This window comes from Parendozoicomonas sp. Alg238-R29 (genome assembly GCF_947331445.1).
In the GTDB taxonomy this organism is placed as follows: domain Bacteria; phylum Pseudomonadota; class Gammaproteobacteria; order Pseudomonadales; family Endozoicomonadaceae; genus Sansalvadorimonas.
On record NZ_CAMZOG010000098.1, the window covers coordinates 1 to 16,001 of the forward strand.

General features: G+C 47.1%; 14 protein-coding genes and 1 pseudogene. 13 read left to right on the forward strand and 2 right to left on the reverse strand.

Annotation, left to right across the window (positions count from 1 at the left end; genetic code table 11):
- The first annotated feature begins 23 nt into the window (after positions 1 to 23).
- The 9 genes from tssB to QMA35_RS18665 all read left to right on the forward strand — a co-directional run bounded on the left by tssB (position 24) and on the right by QMA35_RS18665 (position 9,704).
- Positions 24 to 542, forward strand: a complete 519-nt coding sequence (tssB, locus tag QMA35_RS18625; RefSeq protein ID WP_281648659.1) for a type VI secretion system contractile sheath small subunit — start codon at positions 24 to 26, stop codon at positions 540 to 542.
- Positions 542 to 2,035 (forward strand): type VI secretion system contractile sheath large subunit, encoded by a 1,494-nt coding sequence (gene tssC / locus QMA35_RS18630; RefSeq protein WP_281648660.1) that lies wholly within the window; start codon positions 542 to 544, stop codon positions 2,033 to 2,035. Before tssB ends, tssC (QMA35_RS18630) begins: the two co-directional genes overlap by 1 nt.
- Positions 2,036 to 2,132: 97 nt before the next feature.
- Positions 2,133 to 3,641: a type VI secretion system contractile sheath large subunit gene (gene tssC / locus QMA35_RS18635; protein WP_281648661.1), complete on the forward strand. Its 1,509-nt coding sequence runs from the start codon at positions 2,133 to 2,135 to the stop codon at positions 3,639 to 3,641.
- 48 nt (positions 3,642 to 3,689) lie between these two features.
- Positions 3,690 to 5,009, forward strand: coding sequence for a hypothetical protein (locus QMA35_RS18640; RefSeq protein WP_281648662.1), 1,320 nt, complete (start codon positions 3,690 to 3,692; stop codon positions 5,007 to 5,009).
- Between the two features lie 30 nt (positions 5,010 to 5,039).
- Positions 5,040 to 5,921 (forward strand): hypothetical protein, encoded by an 882-nt coding sequence (locus QMA35_RS18645; RefSeq protein ID WP_281648663.1) that lies wholly within the window; start codon positions 5,040 to 5,042, stop codon positions 5,919 to 5,921.
- A 45-nt stretch (positions 5,922 to 5,966) separates the two neighbouring features.
- A complete protein-coding gene (tssE, locus tag QMA35_RS18650; RefSeq protein WP_281648664.1) occupies positions 5,967 to 6,413 on the forward strand; it encodes a type VI secretion system baseplate subunit TssE in 447 nt (148 codons plus the stop codon).
- A 42-nt stretch (positions 6,414 to 6,455) separates the two neighbouring features.
- The gene (gene tssF, locus QMA35_RS18655; protein WP_281648665.1) at positions 6,456 to 8,288 is read left to right on the forward strand and encodes a type VI secretion system baseplate subunit TssF; all 1,833 of its coding nucleotides are present in this window, start codon (positions 6,456 to 6,458) and stop codon (positions 8,286 to 8,288) included.
- 21 nt (positions 8,289 to 8,309) lie between these two features.
- A complete protein-coding gene (tssG, locus tag QMA35_RS18660) occupies positions 8,310 to 9,434 on the forward strand; it encodes a type VI secretion system baseplate subunit TssG (protein WP_281648666.1) in 1,125 nt (374 codons plus the stop codon).
- Between the two features lie 27 nt (positions 9,435 to 9,461).
- Positions 9,462 to 9,704, forward strand: a complete 243-nt coding sequence (locus tag QMA35_RS18665) for a hypothetical protein (RefSeq protein WP_281648667.1) — start codon at positions 9,462 to 9,464, stop codon at positions 9,702 to 9,704.
- Between the two features lie 55 nt (positions 9,705 to 9,759).
- Here the strand turns inward: QMA35_RS18665 and QMA35_RS18670 are convergent, their stop codons facing one another.
- Together QMA35_RS18670 and QMA35_RS18675 are read right to left on the reverse strand one after the other, a co-directional pair.
- The gene (locus QMA35_RS18670; RefSeq protein WP_281648668.1) at positions 9,760 to 10,431 is read right to left on the reverse strand and encodes a hypothetical protein; all 672 of its coding nucleotides are present in this window, start codon (positions 10,429 to 10,431) and stop codon (positions 9,760 to 9,762) included.
- Positions 10,432 to 10,611: 180 nt separating this feature from the next.
- A complete protein-coding gene (locus QMA35_RS18675) occupies positions 10,612 to 11,214 on the reverse strand; it encodes a hypothetical protein (RefSeq protein WP_281648669.1) in 603 nt (200 codons plus the stop codon).
- Positions 11,215 to 11,409: 195 nt separating this feature from the next.
- Between QMA35_RS18675 and tssH the strand changes: the two genes are divergently transcribed.
- From tssH to QMA35_RS18695, 4 genes and pseudogenes are all read left to right on the forward strand, one after another.
- Positions 11,410 to 14,175 (forward strand): type VI secretion system ATPase TssH, encoded by a 2,766-nt coding sequence (gene tssH / locus QMA35_RS18680; RefSeq protein WP_348650962.1) that lies wholly within the window; start codon positions 11,410 to 11,412, stop codon positions 14,173 to 14,175.
- A 22-nt stretch (positions 14,176 to 14,197) separates the two neighbouring features.
- Positions 14,198 to 15,004 carry a hypothetical protein gene (locus QMA35_RS18685; protein ID WP_281648670.1) on the forward strand — a complete coding sequence of 269 codons (807 nt, stop codon included), beginning with the start codon at positions 14,198 to 14,200 and terminating at the stop codon, positions 15,002 to 15,004.
- 117 nt (positions 15,005 to 15,121) lie between these two features.
- A complete protein-coding gene (locus tag QMA35_RS18690) occupies positions 15,122 to 15,538 on the forward strand; it encodes a DUF6795 domain-containing protein (protein ID WP_281648671.1) in 417 nt (138 codons plus the stop codon).
- A gap of 128 nt (positions 15,539 to 15,666) precedes the next feature.
- Positions 15,667 to 16,001: pseudogene (locus QMA35_RS18695) on the forward strand (hypothetical protein); the annotation flags it as partial.

A 16,001-nucleotide genomic window follows, 5' to 3' on the forward strand; every position in this document is an offset into this window, starting at 1 on the left:
AATAAAACGACAGGGAGACGACAATGTCCGATAGCATTCACGACAAACTCAAGCGGGTGCGTAAGCCCCGTGTTCATATCACCTACGACGTGGAAACCAATGGCGCAGAAGTCGTCAAAGAGCTGCCATTCGTTGCCGGTGTCATGGGTGATTACTCCGGTGACAACACCAAAGCCAAGAAGTCATTGAAAGAGCGTAAGTTCGTTCAGATTGACCGGGATAACTTTAATCAGGTGATGGGAAAGATTAATCCCAAGCTAGACATGAAAGTTGAGAACACCCTGGCGGATGACGACAGCGAAATGGCTGTTGAGCTGGACTTCAACAATATGGATGACTTTGAACCAGAAAGTATTGTTGATCAGGTTAAGCCTTTGAAGGAACTGTTGGCTGCTCGTAACAAGTTGCGCGACCTGCTGAGCAAGGCTGACCGCTCTGAAGAGCTGGAAGAAGTGCTGGAAAGCATTCTTAAAAACACCGATCAGATCGCCAAGGTGTCAGAAGATCTGGGTATGAAATCTGAAGATGGGGAGGACGCTTAATGAGCACGGAAACAGATACCGCGTTAGAAGAAGGCGCTGTTACTTCGGAAGTGTCTTCCAGTCTTTTGGACCAGGCGATTGGTGCGACCAAGCAGACTGAGCCTGATGAAGCCAAAGATCTTCTTGAGAACTTAACCAAGCAAGCTATGCAGGGCACGGTTTCTTGGGATCGTAACCTGACCAAAACTATCAACTCTGCTGTTGATGCGATTGACCGTGCGATTTCCAAGCAGCTGGCGGCCATTATGCACGCTGAGAAGTTCCAGAAGCTGGAAGGCTCCTGGCGTGGCTTGAATCATATGGTGATGAACAGCGAAACCAGCTCCAACCTGAAAATTCGTATGCTCAATCTGAGCAAGCGCGAACTGTTTAAGGATCTGGACAAGGCTGTTGAGTTTGACCAGAGCCAGATCTTCAAAAAGGTTTACGAAGAAGAGTTTGGTATTGCCGGTGGTGAACCTTACGCTTGCATGATTGGCGACTACGAGTTCTCCAACCATCCGGAAGATATTGACCTGCTGAGCATGATGTCTAACGTGTCTGCCGCTGGTTTTTGCCCATTTGTGGCTGCAGCTGGCCCTGAAATGTTTGGCTTTGATGATTTCACTGAACTTTCTAAGCCTCGTGACCTTGCCAAGATTTTTGAATCCCAGGAATACATCAAGTGGCGCAGTTTCCGTGACAGTGAAGATGCCCGCTTTGTGAATCTGGTTATGCCTAAGGCGCTGTCCCGTCTGCCTTATGGCGCTGCATCCAAGCCTGTAGAAGCTTTCAATTATGAAGAGTTCCCTCTGGATGAAAGCGGCATGGCGCTGGACGTTGCCCACGACCAGTACTCCTGGATGAACGCTGCCTATGTGATGGGTACTACCCTGACCAAGGCTTTCGCAGAAACTGGCTGGTGTACGGCCATTCGTGGTGCTGAAGGTGGTGGTAAGGTGGAAGGTCTGCCCAGTCATATCTTCAAGAGCGATGATGGCGATACAGACCAGAAGTGCCCAACAGAAATCGGTATTACCGACCGTCGTGAAGCAGAGCTTAGCGGTCAGGGTTTCCTGCCTCTGTGTCACTATAAGAATACTGATTACTCTGTATTCTTCGGTGCTCAGACTGCCCAGAAGCCAAAGATGTACGACAATCCTGATGCCACTGCCAATGCATCTATCTCTGCCCGTATGCCTTACATCATGGCGACTGCCCGTATTGCTCACTACCTCAAGGTTATGGCACGGGACAAGATTGGTTCCTTTATGGAAGCCAAGGATGCAGAAATCTGGCTGAACAAGTGGATTGCTCAATACACCAACGGTAACCCTGATGCATCGGCTGAAATGAAAGCCCGTTATCCGCTGGCTGCTGCTCGTGTGGAAGTGAAGGAAAACCCTGGTGCTCCAGGTTCCTACAGTGCTGTGGCTTATCTGCGCCCATGGTTGCAGATGGAAGAACTGACTACTTCCCTACGGATGGTGGCCAATATTCCTTCCCCAAGCTGATGGTTTAGCAATATGACTTTCTGTTGTCTGTGCGAGCTGTTTGCACAGACAACAGAAGTGCTCACTCACTTTATAGTTTCAGCGTAAGGACACAGTTGTGCAGGATGATCTGATTTTGGGGCAGGAAGATAGCATGCGGGTTGATGTTGTTTTTAAAACTGCTGCACCTGTTGATCAGGCAACTGCCTTACGTCAGTTCCTCTATGAACCAGACGATGGTCATGCACTGGCGCTCTGGTTTCAACGTATTAGTCGGGGGGCTGTCGCCCACGACTCTATTGCAGATCTTAAAAATCACCTGAACGCTGAAATTGCAGCCATTGATCAGCAGATTAATGAGCAGGTTAACGCGATTCTTCATCATCCGAAATTTCAGCAATTGGAAAGTAGCTGGCGTGGATTGTGGGGGTTGGTTGATCTGGCCGGTCATTTCAGTATGACGCAAGTGCGCGTATTGGATATTAGCTGGCGCGAAATCACTAAAGATATCGAGCGGTCTCCTGATGCTATGCAGAGTCGACTGTTTCGACTGATCTACAGTGAAGAATTTGATATGGCGGGTGGTCAGCCTTATGGCGTTTTGTTAGGGGATTATCAGGTTTCCCACAAACCTTATAATGGCCATCCGTACGATGACGTTTATACCCTTCAGGGGCTTTCCCAGATAGCTGCGGCTTCTTTCGCTCCCTTTATTTGCAGTGCCGCTCCCCAGTTATTTGGTTTGGATGATCTTGAAAGTCTGGGGCATCCTCTTGATTACGACCAGCTGTTTCAGCAGAAAGAATATCTGCGCTGGCGTTCGTTAAGGGAGAGTGAAGACAGCCGTTTTCTGGCAATCACTTTACCCGGCTTTTTGATTCGCAAGCCTTACCCGGAAAAATCTCAGCCTGGGCTGAATTTTATAGAAGACACCAGCAGCCCGGATGGGTCTGACTATTTATGGGGCAACGCCTGTTACGCTTTTGGCAGTGTTTTGATTCGTGAATTTGGTGAAGCTGGATGGTTTGCCCATATTCGCGGAGTGCCCAGAGATTATTACGGTGGTGGTTTGGTGACATCCTGGGTGCCGCAGGATTACCCAACCGATAGTGCGGATGTAGCAAACAAAATTCTCACCCCGGTATTGATAACCGATAGCATAGAAAGAGAACTCTCAGACCAGGGCTTGATGAGTCTCTGTCACTGTCACGATACTCCATTCGCCGCTTTTCACAGCTGTCCATCGCTTCACAAGGCAAAGAAATTTAAAGACAAATCTGCCACCGCCAATGCCCGTATCAGTGCCATGTTGCAGCAGGTGCTCTCGGCTTCCCGTTTTGCCCATTACATCAAGGTAATGATTCGAGACAAGGTGGGTCAGTTTATTACCGCTAAAGACTGTGAACGCTTTCTGCAGGAATGGCTGAATCAATATGTGTCCGGGCGAGATGACCTGAAATGGGAAATGCTGGCCCGCTATCCATTACGGGGCGCAAGAGTTGATGTACGGGAACAGCCCGGCTCAGCCGGTGCTTACTACAGCACAATCTATCTGCGGCCCCATTACAGTGCCGACCATTTGGTGTCAGAACTGCGATTAACCACGGAGCTGGCAGGGATGAAGTAGCTGGCTCTGAAATTTAGCCATAGAAAGTAAACCTTCAAGGGATGTGAAATGAGTGTGCTTAATCAAAACCTGGTTCGTTTGACTGCTGGAGATCAAGGCCGAATTTTATACGCAACACCTATGGCTAAGGCTGTATTTGATTCTTTAGAAGGGCGTGGTCAAACGAACTACTGGGCCAACTTGATAGTTCGTGAAATCAAGCGGCTGCGTTGCGGTAAATTTTCCAGTGACTATGTCTATATCTCTTCAGCTCGGTCTCAAGGCGATGAAGCATTTCGCATGAATCTGCCAGGGTGCTGTGTCACTGTTCATCCAGTGAGTTACTACGGTTCGATGGATAACAGTTATGTGGTAACAGATATTCAGGTTGATAGTGCTTATGAAGAGGAGCGTCAATCAAAGAAAACTCCTCAGCTTATGGAGGCTGAAAAGATTGGCGATGTATGGAGTGCTAGCAAGAGCAAGTCAGGTAACCGCTTAAACGATAAGCGTCAGTCCAATAACTGGGTTTTGGTAGGTGTTAATGGTTCAGGGAATGAATCTGACCCTGTTGCGAAAGTGGTTTCAGATCATATTGATAATGTGAAACAGGTTGGTTCCGGGCATGTGGAAGATGTTGGTTATAATCTGTTTTTTACCCCATCTGGTGGATATTTTAAGGGTTGGCGGGCTTTAAAGGCTGCGGTAAAGCCTGAGAGTTCTGCCGCTAATCGGGAGGCCGCTGTATTACTTGCCGATATTATGCAGACAGCGTCTAAGGATAAGGAGATGAAAGTACGCTGGATCACTCAAAAAAATGGCTCTGCCATCCTGACTCAGGCCATGCGTATTCTTCGTGATCAGGGTGTTCGCTTGAGCGCTAATCATACGATGTTTTTGAGCAGCCCGACTTCCAACTTAAACAGTGCCTACAACTTGGGACAAAATCTGGGTATGAGCTTCAAGGGCGACTACTACAACAGTAACCCATCTAATATTGTTGAGCAGCTTGGCTCTCAATGGGCTGGAATTGGTGCAGGCTTGAATGCCCGTGAACGTATCAATAATGATAATGATGCCTTTAAAGCCACTGATGCATATGGCCAGGTCTCTGGTGCCATAGGTGGTGCGAAAGGGTTGATGTCTGCTGGGATCGCTACGGCTGGTGTTCTGGCATTTATGGGAACTGGGCCGGCAGGTATGATTGCAGCTCTGGCCACAGCCGCAGGGCAGGCATCTGTTGCAGCCGCTGCCAGCCAGATTGGAGGCGCTGCTTTAACTGCCGTACCCGCAGCAAAACTGGCGATCAATAATTCTCCGTTGGCTAAGGGGTTCCATCAAAATGTTGGAGGCCATATCAAAAGTGCTATTGATAGAAAATTTGCCTAAGAATTGGATTGGTTAAGTTAGGAGTGAACAGTGCTTTTTGAAATCTTTCCAATTACTAAACCTTTTATTCCAAGGCCGCCTGACTTTGCACGGGTGGCCAGAAGCGTAAATTTAGATATCTCAGGTAGCAAGCTCCATTTTAAGCTGCCAAAGCATAAATCAGATTACTCGCAAGAGCGTCCAGTAGTTGCAAAAGCTGATCTGTATGATTTTACTCGATATAAAGTTGATATTGAGAAAGATAGGCAGTATTTACCTTTGCTTTCGAGAGCGTGGCGAATGAATGGCCCTCTCTTTCATGAGAATGTTGGGGAATTATTTTTCTTCTGCGGTATAGAATACTGTGAGGAAAATGATCAAAGCTCTTCATTTTTTCAGTATGAAATTTTAGAAAATATCGTTTTAGATAAAGTAAGAAATGAATATGGGAGGAATGAGAATACTTTCTATCATGGCCAGCAGATACATTCTGCACCACATAAATGGCAAGTAATTCAATTGGGTGATCACCCTGCTGTGCAGTTTGAGATACACCGAGAGTATGGCAAGTATCGCTATTATGTTGCTCACTACCCGATCACGCATAATCATTATTTGATCTTTATGATGAAAGATAATTCACAATGGAGGCGCAACAAGAATGATAAGCCAGTTGTGGATACCAAGCCCATAGATCACTTTTTTAGCCAAATTATGGATAGTGTTTCAATTCAATTGTCAGATGTGGCTCAAGCTCAAAAAGACACTATTGATGCTCGTTACCCAGACCAGCAATACACTCCATACCGTGCCCCCGAAAAATGGACAACAGATGAGCAGGATAAAGAGTATGCTGAGCATTGTGAATGGCTCAAAGAACTGAAAGCTTTGTCTGAATCAGGAAAGAACGGGACATTTAAGGCCGAGAGCTAGATTCGCTCAATTATAAAAATGCATAAAAAAAACGAAAAAAAACTAATGGCCCCAGTGCTTGATCGCTTGCTCCAGCACGAAAGCAATGTAAGAGCTAACCATTTGCAATTACGGCAACTGCGAGAAAGTGTGCGTCGGGATCTTGAGCACCTTATGAATACCCGTTTTCGTTGCGTCTCTCCGGCAGATGAGTTGCAGGAAGTTAAGAAGGGGCTGCCGAACTACGGCTTACCAGATCTCTCGACGATTAATCTGAACTCTTCCGAAGCTCTCAATCAGTTTTGTCGTCAGGTTGAAGAAACCATTCGCCACTATGAGCCCCGTATTAAATCCGTACGGGTGGAGAGTAAGCAGGGCGTCGATCCGGAAGATCCAACTATACGCTTTCGTATGGAAGCTGTGCTGCATGCCAATCCGGCCCAGGAACTGTTGATTTTTGATTCGGCTCTGGATCCGGTGACCCAGTCGGTGGATGTTCTGGAAATGCGGTAACGCTGTCAGCGTAGCCCTAATACGTAACAGGGAATAATAACAATGAGTGAAAAGCTGCTACCGCTTTACGAAAAGGAACTGGCATTTATTCAGCAGTCTGCTGGTGAATTTGCCCGCCGTCATCCTTCCGTGGCCAGTTCACTGCAACTGGATGCCGATACCGTCGGTGACCCTTTGGTGTCCCAGCTGCTCTCAGGTTTTGCTTACCTGAATGCCCGCATTCAGCAGAAGCTTGATGATGAATTTCCGGAAATGACGGAAGCGATGCTGGAAACCTTGTATCCTCACTATCTTCGCCCAATTCCTTCCATGACCGTCGTGCAATTTGAACCGGAAGAACTGCTTGATGCGCCCGCAACAGTTCCTGCCGGAACAATGTTGGATACTGAGCAGGTGTCCGGTGCCGGGTGTCGTTTTACTACTCGCTATGATGCAACCGTTCCTGCACTATCTGTGAATAATGCCAGCTTGATGCCTCGCCCTTTTGTGGCACCTGCTTCAAACAAAATTACCGATGCCAATGCTGTTCTTAAACTGGAGTTTGGCACGCTGGCAGAAGAAGCGGCTATTGGCGATGTGGTGAGTGAAACAACACGCTTTTTTCTGCGTGGGCAACCGCAGCATGTTTATCCGCTCTATGATTTGCTGTTGACGAAAGCTGTGAAACTGGTTGTTGCCAGAGGTGAAGACGACCCACATCCACAGTTTCTGGATGTTGATGCCATTCGAGCGGTTGGCTTTGAAGAAGATGAAGGCATTATTCCTTATCCTGACAATGCATTTTTGGGATATCGCTTACTGACGGAATACTTTGTTTTTCCTGAGAAGTTTTTGTTCATTGATATCGATGGATTAAACAAGCCTCTGGCTGGCAACGAATCCCAGAGCTTTCATCTCTATATCTATCTTGAGGAAGGCAGTGAAGAGCTAGAACATCAGCTGTCTGCCAAAATGTTTGCCCTTGGCTGTGCGCCTGCTGTCAATCTGTTTCCCCAGCGAGCGGAACCGGTGACTCTGGATCATACTCGCTATGAGTACCCGGTTATTGGTGATGTACGACGCCGTGATGAATTAGAAGTCTGGGCCATAGAAAAAGTCACCTGTAGTGACAGTTCAGGAAAAACACGGGAATTTACCCCTTTCTACAGTTATCAGCATCATCAGGCTGAAGCTGGTCAAACAGCCTTTTGGATGACTCGCCGTCGTGAAACGGTGGAAGGTGAGCATTTTAATGAGCAGGCCAGTGAAGTGGATATTCGGCTGGTGGATCTGGAATTTAATCCGTATCTCAGTGGCAACAGCGTTCTGCATCTGGATACCCAGTGCACAAATCGAAATTACCCCAAAAAGTTGCCAACAGGTGGCGGTCAGCCCCGATTCGGGATAGTCGATGGTGATGCACCAACAGAGCGTATAAGTTGTGTGGTTCCACCAACAGCTGTTGTGCGTGCTCCTCTGAAAGATGGGGCTTACTGGCGGTTGATCTCACACCTGAACCTCAACTTTCTGTCTTTAAGCCGTGGAACTGATTCCTGTGAAGCCTTTAAAGAAATTATGCGCCTTTATAATTTCAAGGATTCTGCGAGTACACGTAACTTGATTGAATCTCTGAGAGATATGGATACCCGTACAATTACCGCTCCTATTCCCATAGATAATACAGTGGTGCTGTGCCGAGGGACGGAGGTTGAGCTGGAACTGGATTCTATGATGCTGACAGGAACCAGCCCCTTGTTGTTTAGTTCTGTTATCGAACGCTTTTTAGGGGTGTATTGCAGCATTAATTCGTTTGTCCGGCTTATTGTAAAGTTGAGTGGCAAGGATGGTGAGTTTAAGCGCTGGTCACCCCGTGCCGGTGAAAAGGCTCTGTTGTAAGGGGGCGAGCAGGATTACGTTATGAAGCAGGAAAAAGCCCTCAACAATAAACACTCGGTTGTTAACAAGCTACGAACCAAGCCTCAGAAGTTCGACTTCTTTCAGGCTGTTCGTCTTCTTGAAGCTATTAGTCAAACAGAGAAAGCGAAAGAAGAAAAATTTGCTGACCAACCGGTCGCTGAATTGGCTCCCCCCCATAGGGAACTTGTCCGGTTTGTTGCTTCCCAAAGTCTGTCTTTTTCAGCCTCTGACATTGCCCGCTTAAAAATTCAGGAGCAAGAAGATCTGAGTGATCCTGATAGTCGTCATCAGTGGTTGATGGAAGTGACCTTTATGGGGCTGACCGGTAGTCAGGGTGTTCTTCCCCAACCCATGACAGAGACTGTTCTGAAAGAACTGAAGGCAAGGAATCGCGGTTTAAGGGATTTCCTCGATATATTTCATCACCGCACGCTCTCTCTGTTTTATCGCGCATGGCAGAAATACCAATTGCCTGTTCATTTTGAGCGCCAGAAGCGCTTGGAAGCAGAAGCACTTGAGCCTGGCGCAAACAATGATATTTACAGCCTTGCAATGAAGTCTTTGGTTGGTCTCGGTACCAACCATGTACAGAATCGAATGAAACTGCCTGACGATGTTGCTGCCGGTATGAGCGGTTTGCTGGGTCGTAATGTTCGCTCTGCCAGTGCTTTGAAAAGTGCCATCCTGCACCATTTTGGGTTGAAAGCTAATATTGAGCAGTTTGTTGGCGAGTGGTACCAGATACCAGAAGACCTTCGTACTCAGTTACCCGGTGATGTGAATCGCAATCGGGGCGTGAATAATGTTCTGGGGCAAAATGCCGTTTTGGGTGAAGAAAGCTGGCAGATTCAAAGTCGGTTTCGTGTTGTGTTAGAACCGATGAGTTACAAGCTCTATATGACATTCTTACCAGGTACTCGGCGTTTGGAATCAATGCGTTCGCTCGTTCAACTTGTGGCCGGTACAGAGCTGGACTTTGAAATTCATGTGCGTGTCAAAGAAAGGGAGTTGCCTCCACTGCAGCTTTCCCAAAGATCGGATTATTATCCTATGCTGGGTTTTAATAGTCGGCTTGAAAACGATGGAAGTGATGAGAGACTGATCACTGTTTCCGTGCCCGGCTGAGGATGGATTCTTTGGGCAGGGATGGTCATGGTGAAAGCAGTTTTGAGTGCTTTAGTTTTTTGTTTTGTTGCCAACTTGAGTTTCGGGGCGAAAGTTAATAAAGAACTGGCGCAGTGTCAGAAATGGAAAGATAAGATTGAAAAGTACAACGCGCTGAGAAAACGTGGCGGTAAAGCCAAAGAGATGGATAAGTGGTACAGGGTCCGGGAAGATCTTCAGGACAAGTTTTCTGAGAATGACTGCAAGCGTTGGCATCGAAAACTCAAGTAGGATTGAAATGGTGCAGTGAACTGTTAAACCTATTCATTGCACCATTGCTGTTGATTTACATAGAGCTCATTTTTTCGAAGATATGTGGCCCTGCCTCATTGCTACTCATTGCTCTCAGGTGTGTCATTTCTTCTTCTCCCCAAAGCTCAGTAACAATAGCTTCAGCTAAGCCACAGTGACACAAAACCAGGTGAGTTGTTAGAATTTCGCAGTGAAAATGGCGTTGTTTACTGCGTGTCCCTGTCGCTCTTTTATAAACACTACGAGCACCTTCCTCCAGAGACACCAATGGGCTTAGTACCACAGTTGATGCTGTGCATTTCTTTCTGACCTTTTTTTCTTTCTTCATGATGATGGCTGGTAAAACTACGGATGCAATTGTTTGATGAACAACCTGATCACCATCACATTGAAAAGAACGTACAGCAGATTTTATTTTTTTGAGGCCTTTCACATGATGCACCGTGCTACGAAGTGATTTCGCTGCCAGCACAGGATTTATTGCATTTTTTGCCATTCCTACTGGCGGCAGTAAGACACCAGCAACAGAGGATGCTAATTGTGCACCATCCTTTAATGTTCTGTGGTGAGTGTTAAAACCACTTCTGGTTGGGCTTGGGTGAATAGACTGTACGTCCCCCCAGCTATGCATATCCACGCCATTTGAATCGAAAACATCTCGATCAAGCCTTATTTTTTCCTTGGATAGCTTACTGAAGATGCCCATGATAGCCCTCTGATAACCAGTTGAAATTTTTAATCAATAAGTTGTTAAAGACATTAGCACGTTGATGAAACAGTTTTTTCTATCAATCGTATCGAGATTGTTTCTAATTTTAAGAAAATAATAAATGTAACGAATGAGAGGAGGAGACCTCTGGCAGTCCTCTGCCAGAGGGAAAATATATCAGGCAGGAATTGCGGCATTGATTTGCACAGTGTCATGTTGAATAACGCTGTGTACGACCTGATCTTTAATAGCTAAAGCAAAGACATCAATCTGGTTTCTATTAACGACTGCCAGCACCGCTCCGGTACAGTATTTCATCAAAAGCTCATCTGGAATGGCTCCCAGGCTGTCCCAGCGATAAATGCGGGTGCCACCACGCTTTGTGAAATAGTCGGTGGGATCTGCCAGCTTTTTACTTGCTCGGGATGCATGAACGGCGTGAATGTAATTCAGAGGCCCACGGTATAAATGAAATTCACAGCCACTGAAACCATCAGAATAAATGAAGCTGGGGGCACCAATACTGCCGCAACAGGCATAGTTATCATCGTATTCAATTTTTATGGCATTTGCTGTTCTGTCGTTGGATTTGGTTCCAGTCATGGTGATGATATTGTCTCCGATAGCAGCTTTAGCCATACGGAAGTTATCATAAACACCGTATGCTGCGGGCCTTATGGGAACAGATTCACACATGGTGCTCGACATCTGGTTATTAGAGAAGGCAACCTTACCTCCACCTTCGAGAATGCCTCTTACGGTTTCTACGTTTATAGACATAGCGGCTGCTCTCCATTACATATCAGCGTGTTATTAAGATTGTTAAAAAAATGTAATGATCATTGTGCTTTTTAATTACGTTAATAATAAGTTTCTTCCTGAAACTTACAACCATTTGTAGAGTGTGGTTAATATCTGAAAAAGTGGAATTGTCACACATGCACCCCTACAAGCGTTATCTGCCTGCTGGTATGCTTGAGCGCAACAAAGAAGTTAAATACCTGCAAAAAGCAGGAGCAGAATAAAAACAGGGAAGAGAGAAATATGATCAACCTGAATCTAAAAGCGCTGGTCGACAGAATGTCTCCCACATTAAGAGATGCTCTCGAAGGCGCTGCTGGGCTTTGCCTTGCACATAATCAATATAACGTTGAGCTTGAACACTGGTTATTAAAGCTTCTTGATCGTAGTGATACGGATTTTTACAGCCTGCTTGAACTTCATGAAATTAACCCGTCGATTTTGGCCAAACAGTTAGCTGAGTCCATTGCCAAGTTCAAAAGTGGCAGCAGTCGTCCAGCAGCGTTATCTCCATCAATTGTTGAAGCCTCTAAAAATGCCTGGATGATTGCCTCCGTTGATTGTGGCCATAATCAAATGACATCAGGGCATTTGCTGGCTGCGATACTTCTTGATGACCAGCTTCGTCGTCAATTGTTGGAGAGTTGTTCGGTATTACGGGAGTTGGCTCCTGAATCCGTTAGAGAAACCGCTCGTGCCCGTGTAGGAACAACTGCAGAGTCTGCAACTACCGCCTCTGTATCCAGTAGTGATGCACAGCCAGTTGCTAAAGCGACCAAAACCCCTTCTCTTGATAAGTACACGGTTAATCTGACAGAACGCGCTGCTAACGGTGAAATTGATCCGGTTCTTGGCCGTGATGAAGAGATTCGACAGTGCATTGATATTCTTCTGCGCCGTCGCCAAAACAACCCGATTCTTACTGGTGAAGCCGGTGTTGGTAAAACCGCAGTTGTAGAAGGTTTTGCTTTGCGTATAGCCAGTGACGATGTCCCAGATCCGCTGAAAGGTGTTGTCGTTCGGACATTGGATCTCGGCCTGCTGCAGGCAGGTGCCAGCGTGAAAGGTGAGTTTGAAAACCGTCTCAAGTCGGTGATTGAAGAAGTGAAAGCGTCACCCACTCCCATCATTATGTTTATTGATGAAGCCCACACCATGATTGGTGCGGGTGGTAAGGAAGGGCAGGGTGATGCTGCCAATTTGCTCAAGCCCGCTCTGGCTCGAGGAGAGATGCGTACTATAGCCGCAACAACTTGGGCAGAATACAAAAAATACTTTGAGCGGGACCCCGCTTTGACTCGTCGCTTCCAAGTGGTGAAAGTCGAAGAACCTGATGAAGAGAAAGCCATAAATATGATGCGGGGTATTTCTGCATCGCTACAGGCACACCATAAAGTACGCATTCTTGATGAGGCTATAGAGGCTTCTGTCAAACTGTCCCATCGCTACATTCCTGGTCGTCAGTTACCAGATAAATCGGTAAGCCTGCTGGATACTGCTTGTGCCCGTGTAGCCCTGAGCCTGTCTTCAACTCCAGGTACGATTGAAGATACCCAGCGCCGTATTCAAACAGCGGAAACCACACTGGCAATGCTGGAACGCGAGCATGCGGCTGATGAGGGGCATGGTGAGCGATTGGTTTCGTTGAATGAAGAGAAGGTTGAGGCAGAGCAACTGTTGGAATCCTTGCAATCCCAGTGGCAGAGAGAGCAGGAGTTGATTGAGCAGATTCGGGATATTCGGGAAAAAATTGATGCCTGCTTTTTGCAGAATGCCACTCCGGAAGAGTCGGCTGAGAGTGAAGACGGAACAGCGGAAAGTCAGTCAGAACTGCCGTTCAAAGAGCAATTACCAGAACTTCGTGAACAATTGCAGGCACTCACCAGCGAACTGCATGACATTCAGGGTGAGCAACCTTTGATGCAGGCCTGTGTTGATCAACAGGCTGTGGCTGAAGTTGTTGCTAATTGGACAGGAATTCCCGTTGGCAAGATGGTCAGCGATGAAATCAATGCCATTCGTGAATTAGCGACTCGGATGAAAACACGGGTGATTGGTCAGGACCATGCCCTTGAGGCGGTTGCTCAGGCCGTACAGACATCACGTGCAGGTTTGACAGATCCTCGTAAGCCCGTTGGTGTGTTCCTGTTTGTGGGAACCAGTGGCGTGGGTAAAACGGAAACTGCACTGACTCTGGCGGATGAATTATATGGCGGTGAGCAAAATCTCACTGTTATCAATATGTCTGAGTTTAAGGAAGAGCATAAGGTTTCTATGTTGCTGGGCTCACCTCCCGGATATGTAGGCTATGGCGAAGGTGGCGTTCTGACAGAAGCCGCTCGTCGTAAGCCGCACTCCATCATTCTTCTGGACGAAATGGAGAAGGCTCATCCGGGCGTACAGGATATTTTCTACAGCCTGTTTGATAAGGGCACCATTAAAGATGGCGAAGGCCGGGATATCGATTTCAAAAATTGCGTGATCATCATGACCTCAAATGCTGGGGAAGATGCCATTCGTGCGATTATGGGGCAGGTAGAAGAAAAACCTGAGCCAGAAGTCTTGCTGGATAATATCCGGCCGCAGTTGTTGAAGCACTTTAAGCCCGCGTTTCTGGGGCGTACCAACCTTATTTCTTATTATCCGCTGGATGATGAGAACCTGATGAAAATCTGTGCGATTAATATGCGCCGGATTGAGAAGAGGGTGAAAGAGCATTACGGTGCCAGCTTCTCTTACGACGAAGATGTGCTGCTTCATATTGTCGCCCGCTGTCAGGAGTCTGATACCGGGGCGCGGAATATCGAAAATATCCTGACCCGCTCACTGCTGCCAGAATTGGCTGGAGCCTGTCTGGCGCGGATGGCGGAAGATCAACCAGTCAATAAAGTGCATATCGCCGCTTCAGAGGACGGTGCATTTGAATATCAGCTGGACTAAGGCTGATTGAATGCATCAACCAATGCCAGGACAACAAAAACGAGAGTGTAAGTACTGCAAGCAGTCGCTTGCAGTACACATTCCGGCAACACGGGATTTCTGTGGTGACATTGCCTGCAGGGCTGCCAGCCAGAAAGACTTGATTGCCGTGCAGGATGAAAAGCGAGAAGCGGATGAGGCGGCTTGCCGTGCTGAGGTGCGCAAGCTTGCGCTAGAGCAGGCATCTATGGGCGGGTTTGACCCTGACGAGCTGGCCGTCTCACAGTTACCCTTTAATCCTTATGATGTTGCGCCTGTAAGCGATGAAGCCAGGCAGGCGCTGACAGATCATTTGCAGAATATTCTGGATACTCTGGATGATTACAAAACCGAAGACGTGTACCGGGAACCTTTGATTGCCCCGGTTGTTCCCCACCTTGGGGATCAATTGGTGACGGGGTGTGCCACTTGCCGAGGGTTCTGCTGTCTTCAGGGGCGAGAGCATCATGCCTTTCTCCAGCGTGTCACTCTTAAGAGAGCATTGGAAGAACAGGGGGTAACGAAAGAGTTGCTGTTGAGCATGTATCTGGAGCAGATACCAAAAGAGTCCGTTGAGAAGGGCTGTTTGTATCAGGCCGATGACGGTTGTCAGCTGGAACCCGCTCTGCGTTCTGATATCTGCCAGGATTTTTATTGTGAAGATATGATCGACATGATGAACCGGCATTCCCGTGTGCGTCCGGAACGTCATCTGATTATTGCGACGGATAAAAGCAGGGTGAAAAACGTTATGCTCGTGAGTGGGCAAGAAACGAAGCCGGTAGATCTAGGGAATGAGTTGTCGTTTTAGCCTCTCAGGGATATACCTGCGCCAGTAACGTAAGATGGGTTGAATATGAAATTTTCAATATACCCAAAGCTATTGTGTTATCTCATTTTCACTCTGTTTTCATCATCAGGAGTTGCCATGTCTATTTTAGATGCCGGAAAGGCCTGCATTGCTTCAGCTATCAAAATAACCATCACCCAAAATGGTGTGCCGATTCAAAATGCAGAAATAACTCGTTCAGTAGATTGGGATAATGTTGGGGAAAAAGATGATGCCACAGTTACAAATTCAGCCGGTGAGTTTGAACTACCTGCTCTCTATATGCGTTCCATAATTAGAAGCATTCTCCCACTCGAATTCGTGGCGAGTACGCTGGTACAAGTCCATGTTGACAATGAAAGTCACCGACTCTTCTACGCAATAAAACGTTCGGAAGAGCCAAATGTCGAATTTGGCGGTGAACCCGCAGTGCTGCGCTGCGAACTAAGTGATGATGAGTCACTAATAAGATTCGGAGGAACCTTAATTAAAACACGATGTTCCTGGAATAAATAATACGACTTGTAAAAAGTAATTTTTTATGTTCCCTTGCTTGCAAAAACTGGGCTCTGTTCACAATACATGTTGGTGCATGAACTATACTTCTGAGCACCGGTTTCTGTCGTGTAATTGGAACCATCGTCATGCAGCAAACACAATTCCAAGAGTTCCTGAAATCTCTCAGTACATTGTCCCCTGAACAGCTGACATGTTTGCACACAACCCTACCGCCATGCCCGAAAACGCCAGAGGTTACGGGCAATAGTCGTCTTCTTGAGCGTCTCAAATATTACTTTGATCAGCACCCGCGGTGCCCTCGCTGCACCTGTGAATCCATGACGCGCTGGGGGCAGAATGCTGGTCATCAACGCTACCGCTGCAACGCATGCGGGCGTACCTGTAACGCATTGAGCGGCACGCCATTGGCTCATTTCCGTATTCGTGAAAAGCTGGATGCCTACTTGTCTTGCATGGATGG

Excerpts from the sequence above, each read along its gene's own strand:
- QMA35_RS18665 (WP_281648667.1), top strand. The coding sequence starts at position 9,462 with ATGGTGAAAGCAGTTTTGAGTGCTTTAGTTTTTTGTTTTGTTGCCAAC.
- tssF (WP_281648665.1), top strand. The coding sequence starts at position 6,456 with ATGAGTGAAAAGCTGCTACCGCTTTACGAAAAGGAACTGGCATTTATT.
- QMA35_RS18690 (WP_281648671.1), top strand. The coding sequence starts at position 15,122 with ATGTCTATTTTAGATGCCGGAAAGGCCTGCATTGCTTCAGCTATCAAA.
- QMA35_RS18675 (WP_281648669.1), bottom strand. The coding sequence starts at position 11,214 with ATGTCTATAAACGTAGAAACCGTAAGAGGCATTCTCGAAGGTGGAGGT.
- QMA35_RS18640 (WP_281648662.1), top strand. The coding sequence starts at position 3,690 with ATGAGTGTGCTTAATCAAAACCTGGTTCGTTTGACTGCTGGAGATCAA.
- QMA35_RS18685 (WP_281648670.1), top strand. The coding sequence starts at position 14,198 with ATGCCAGGACAACAAAAACGAGAGTGTAAGTACTGCAAGCAGTCGCTT.
- tssC (WP_281648660.1), top strand. The coding sequence starts at position 542 with ATGAGCACGGAAACAGATACCGCGTTAGAAGAAGGCGCTGTTACTTCG.
- tssB (WP_281648659.1), top strand. The coding sequence starts at position 24 with ATGTCCGATAGCATTCACGACAAACTCAAGCGGGTGCGTAAGCCCCGT.
- QMA35_RS18670 (WP_281648668.1), bottom strand. The coding sequence starts at position 10,431 with ATGGGCATCTTCAGTAAGCTATCCAAGGAAAAAATAAGGCTTGATCGA.
- tssG (WP_281648666.1), top strand. The coding sequence starts at position 8,310 with ATGAAGCAGGAAAAAGCCCTCAACAATAAACACTCGGTTGTTAACAAG.
- tssE (WP_281648664.1), top strand. The coding sequence starts at position 5,967 with ATGGCCCCAGTGCTTGATCGCTTGCTCCAGCACGAAAGCAATGTAAGA.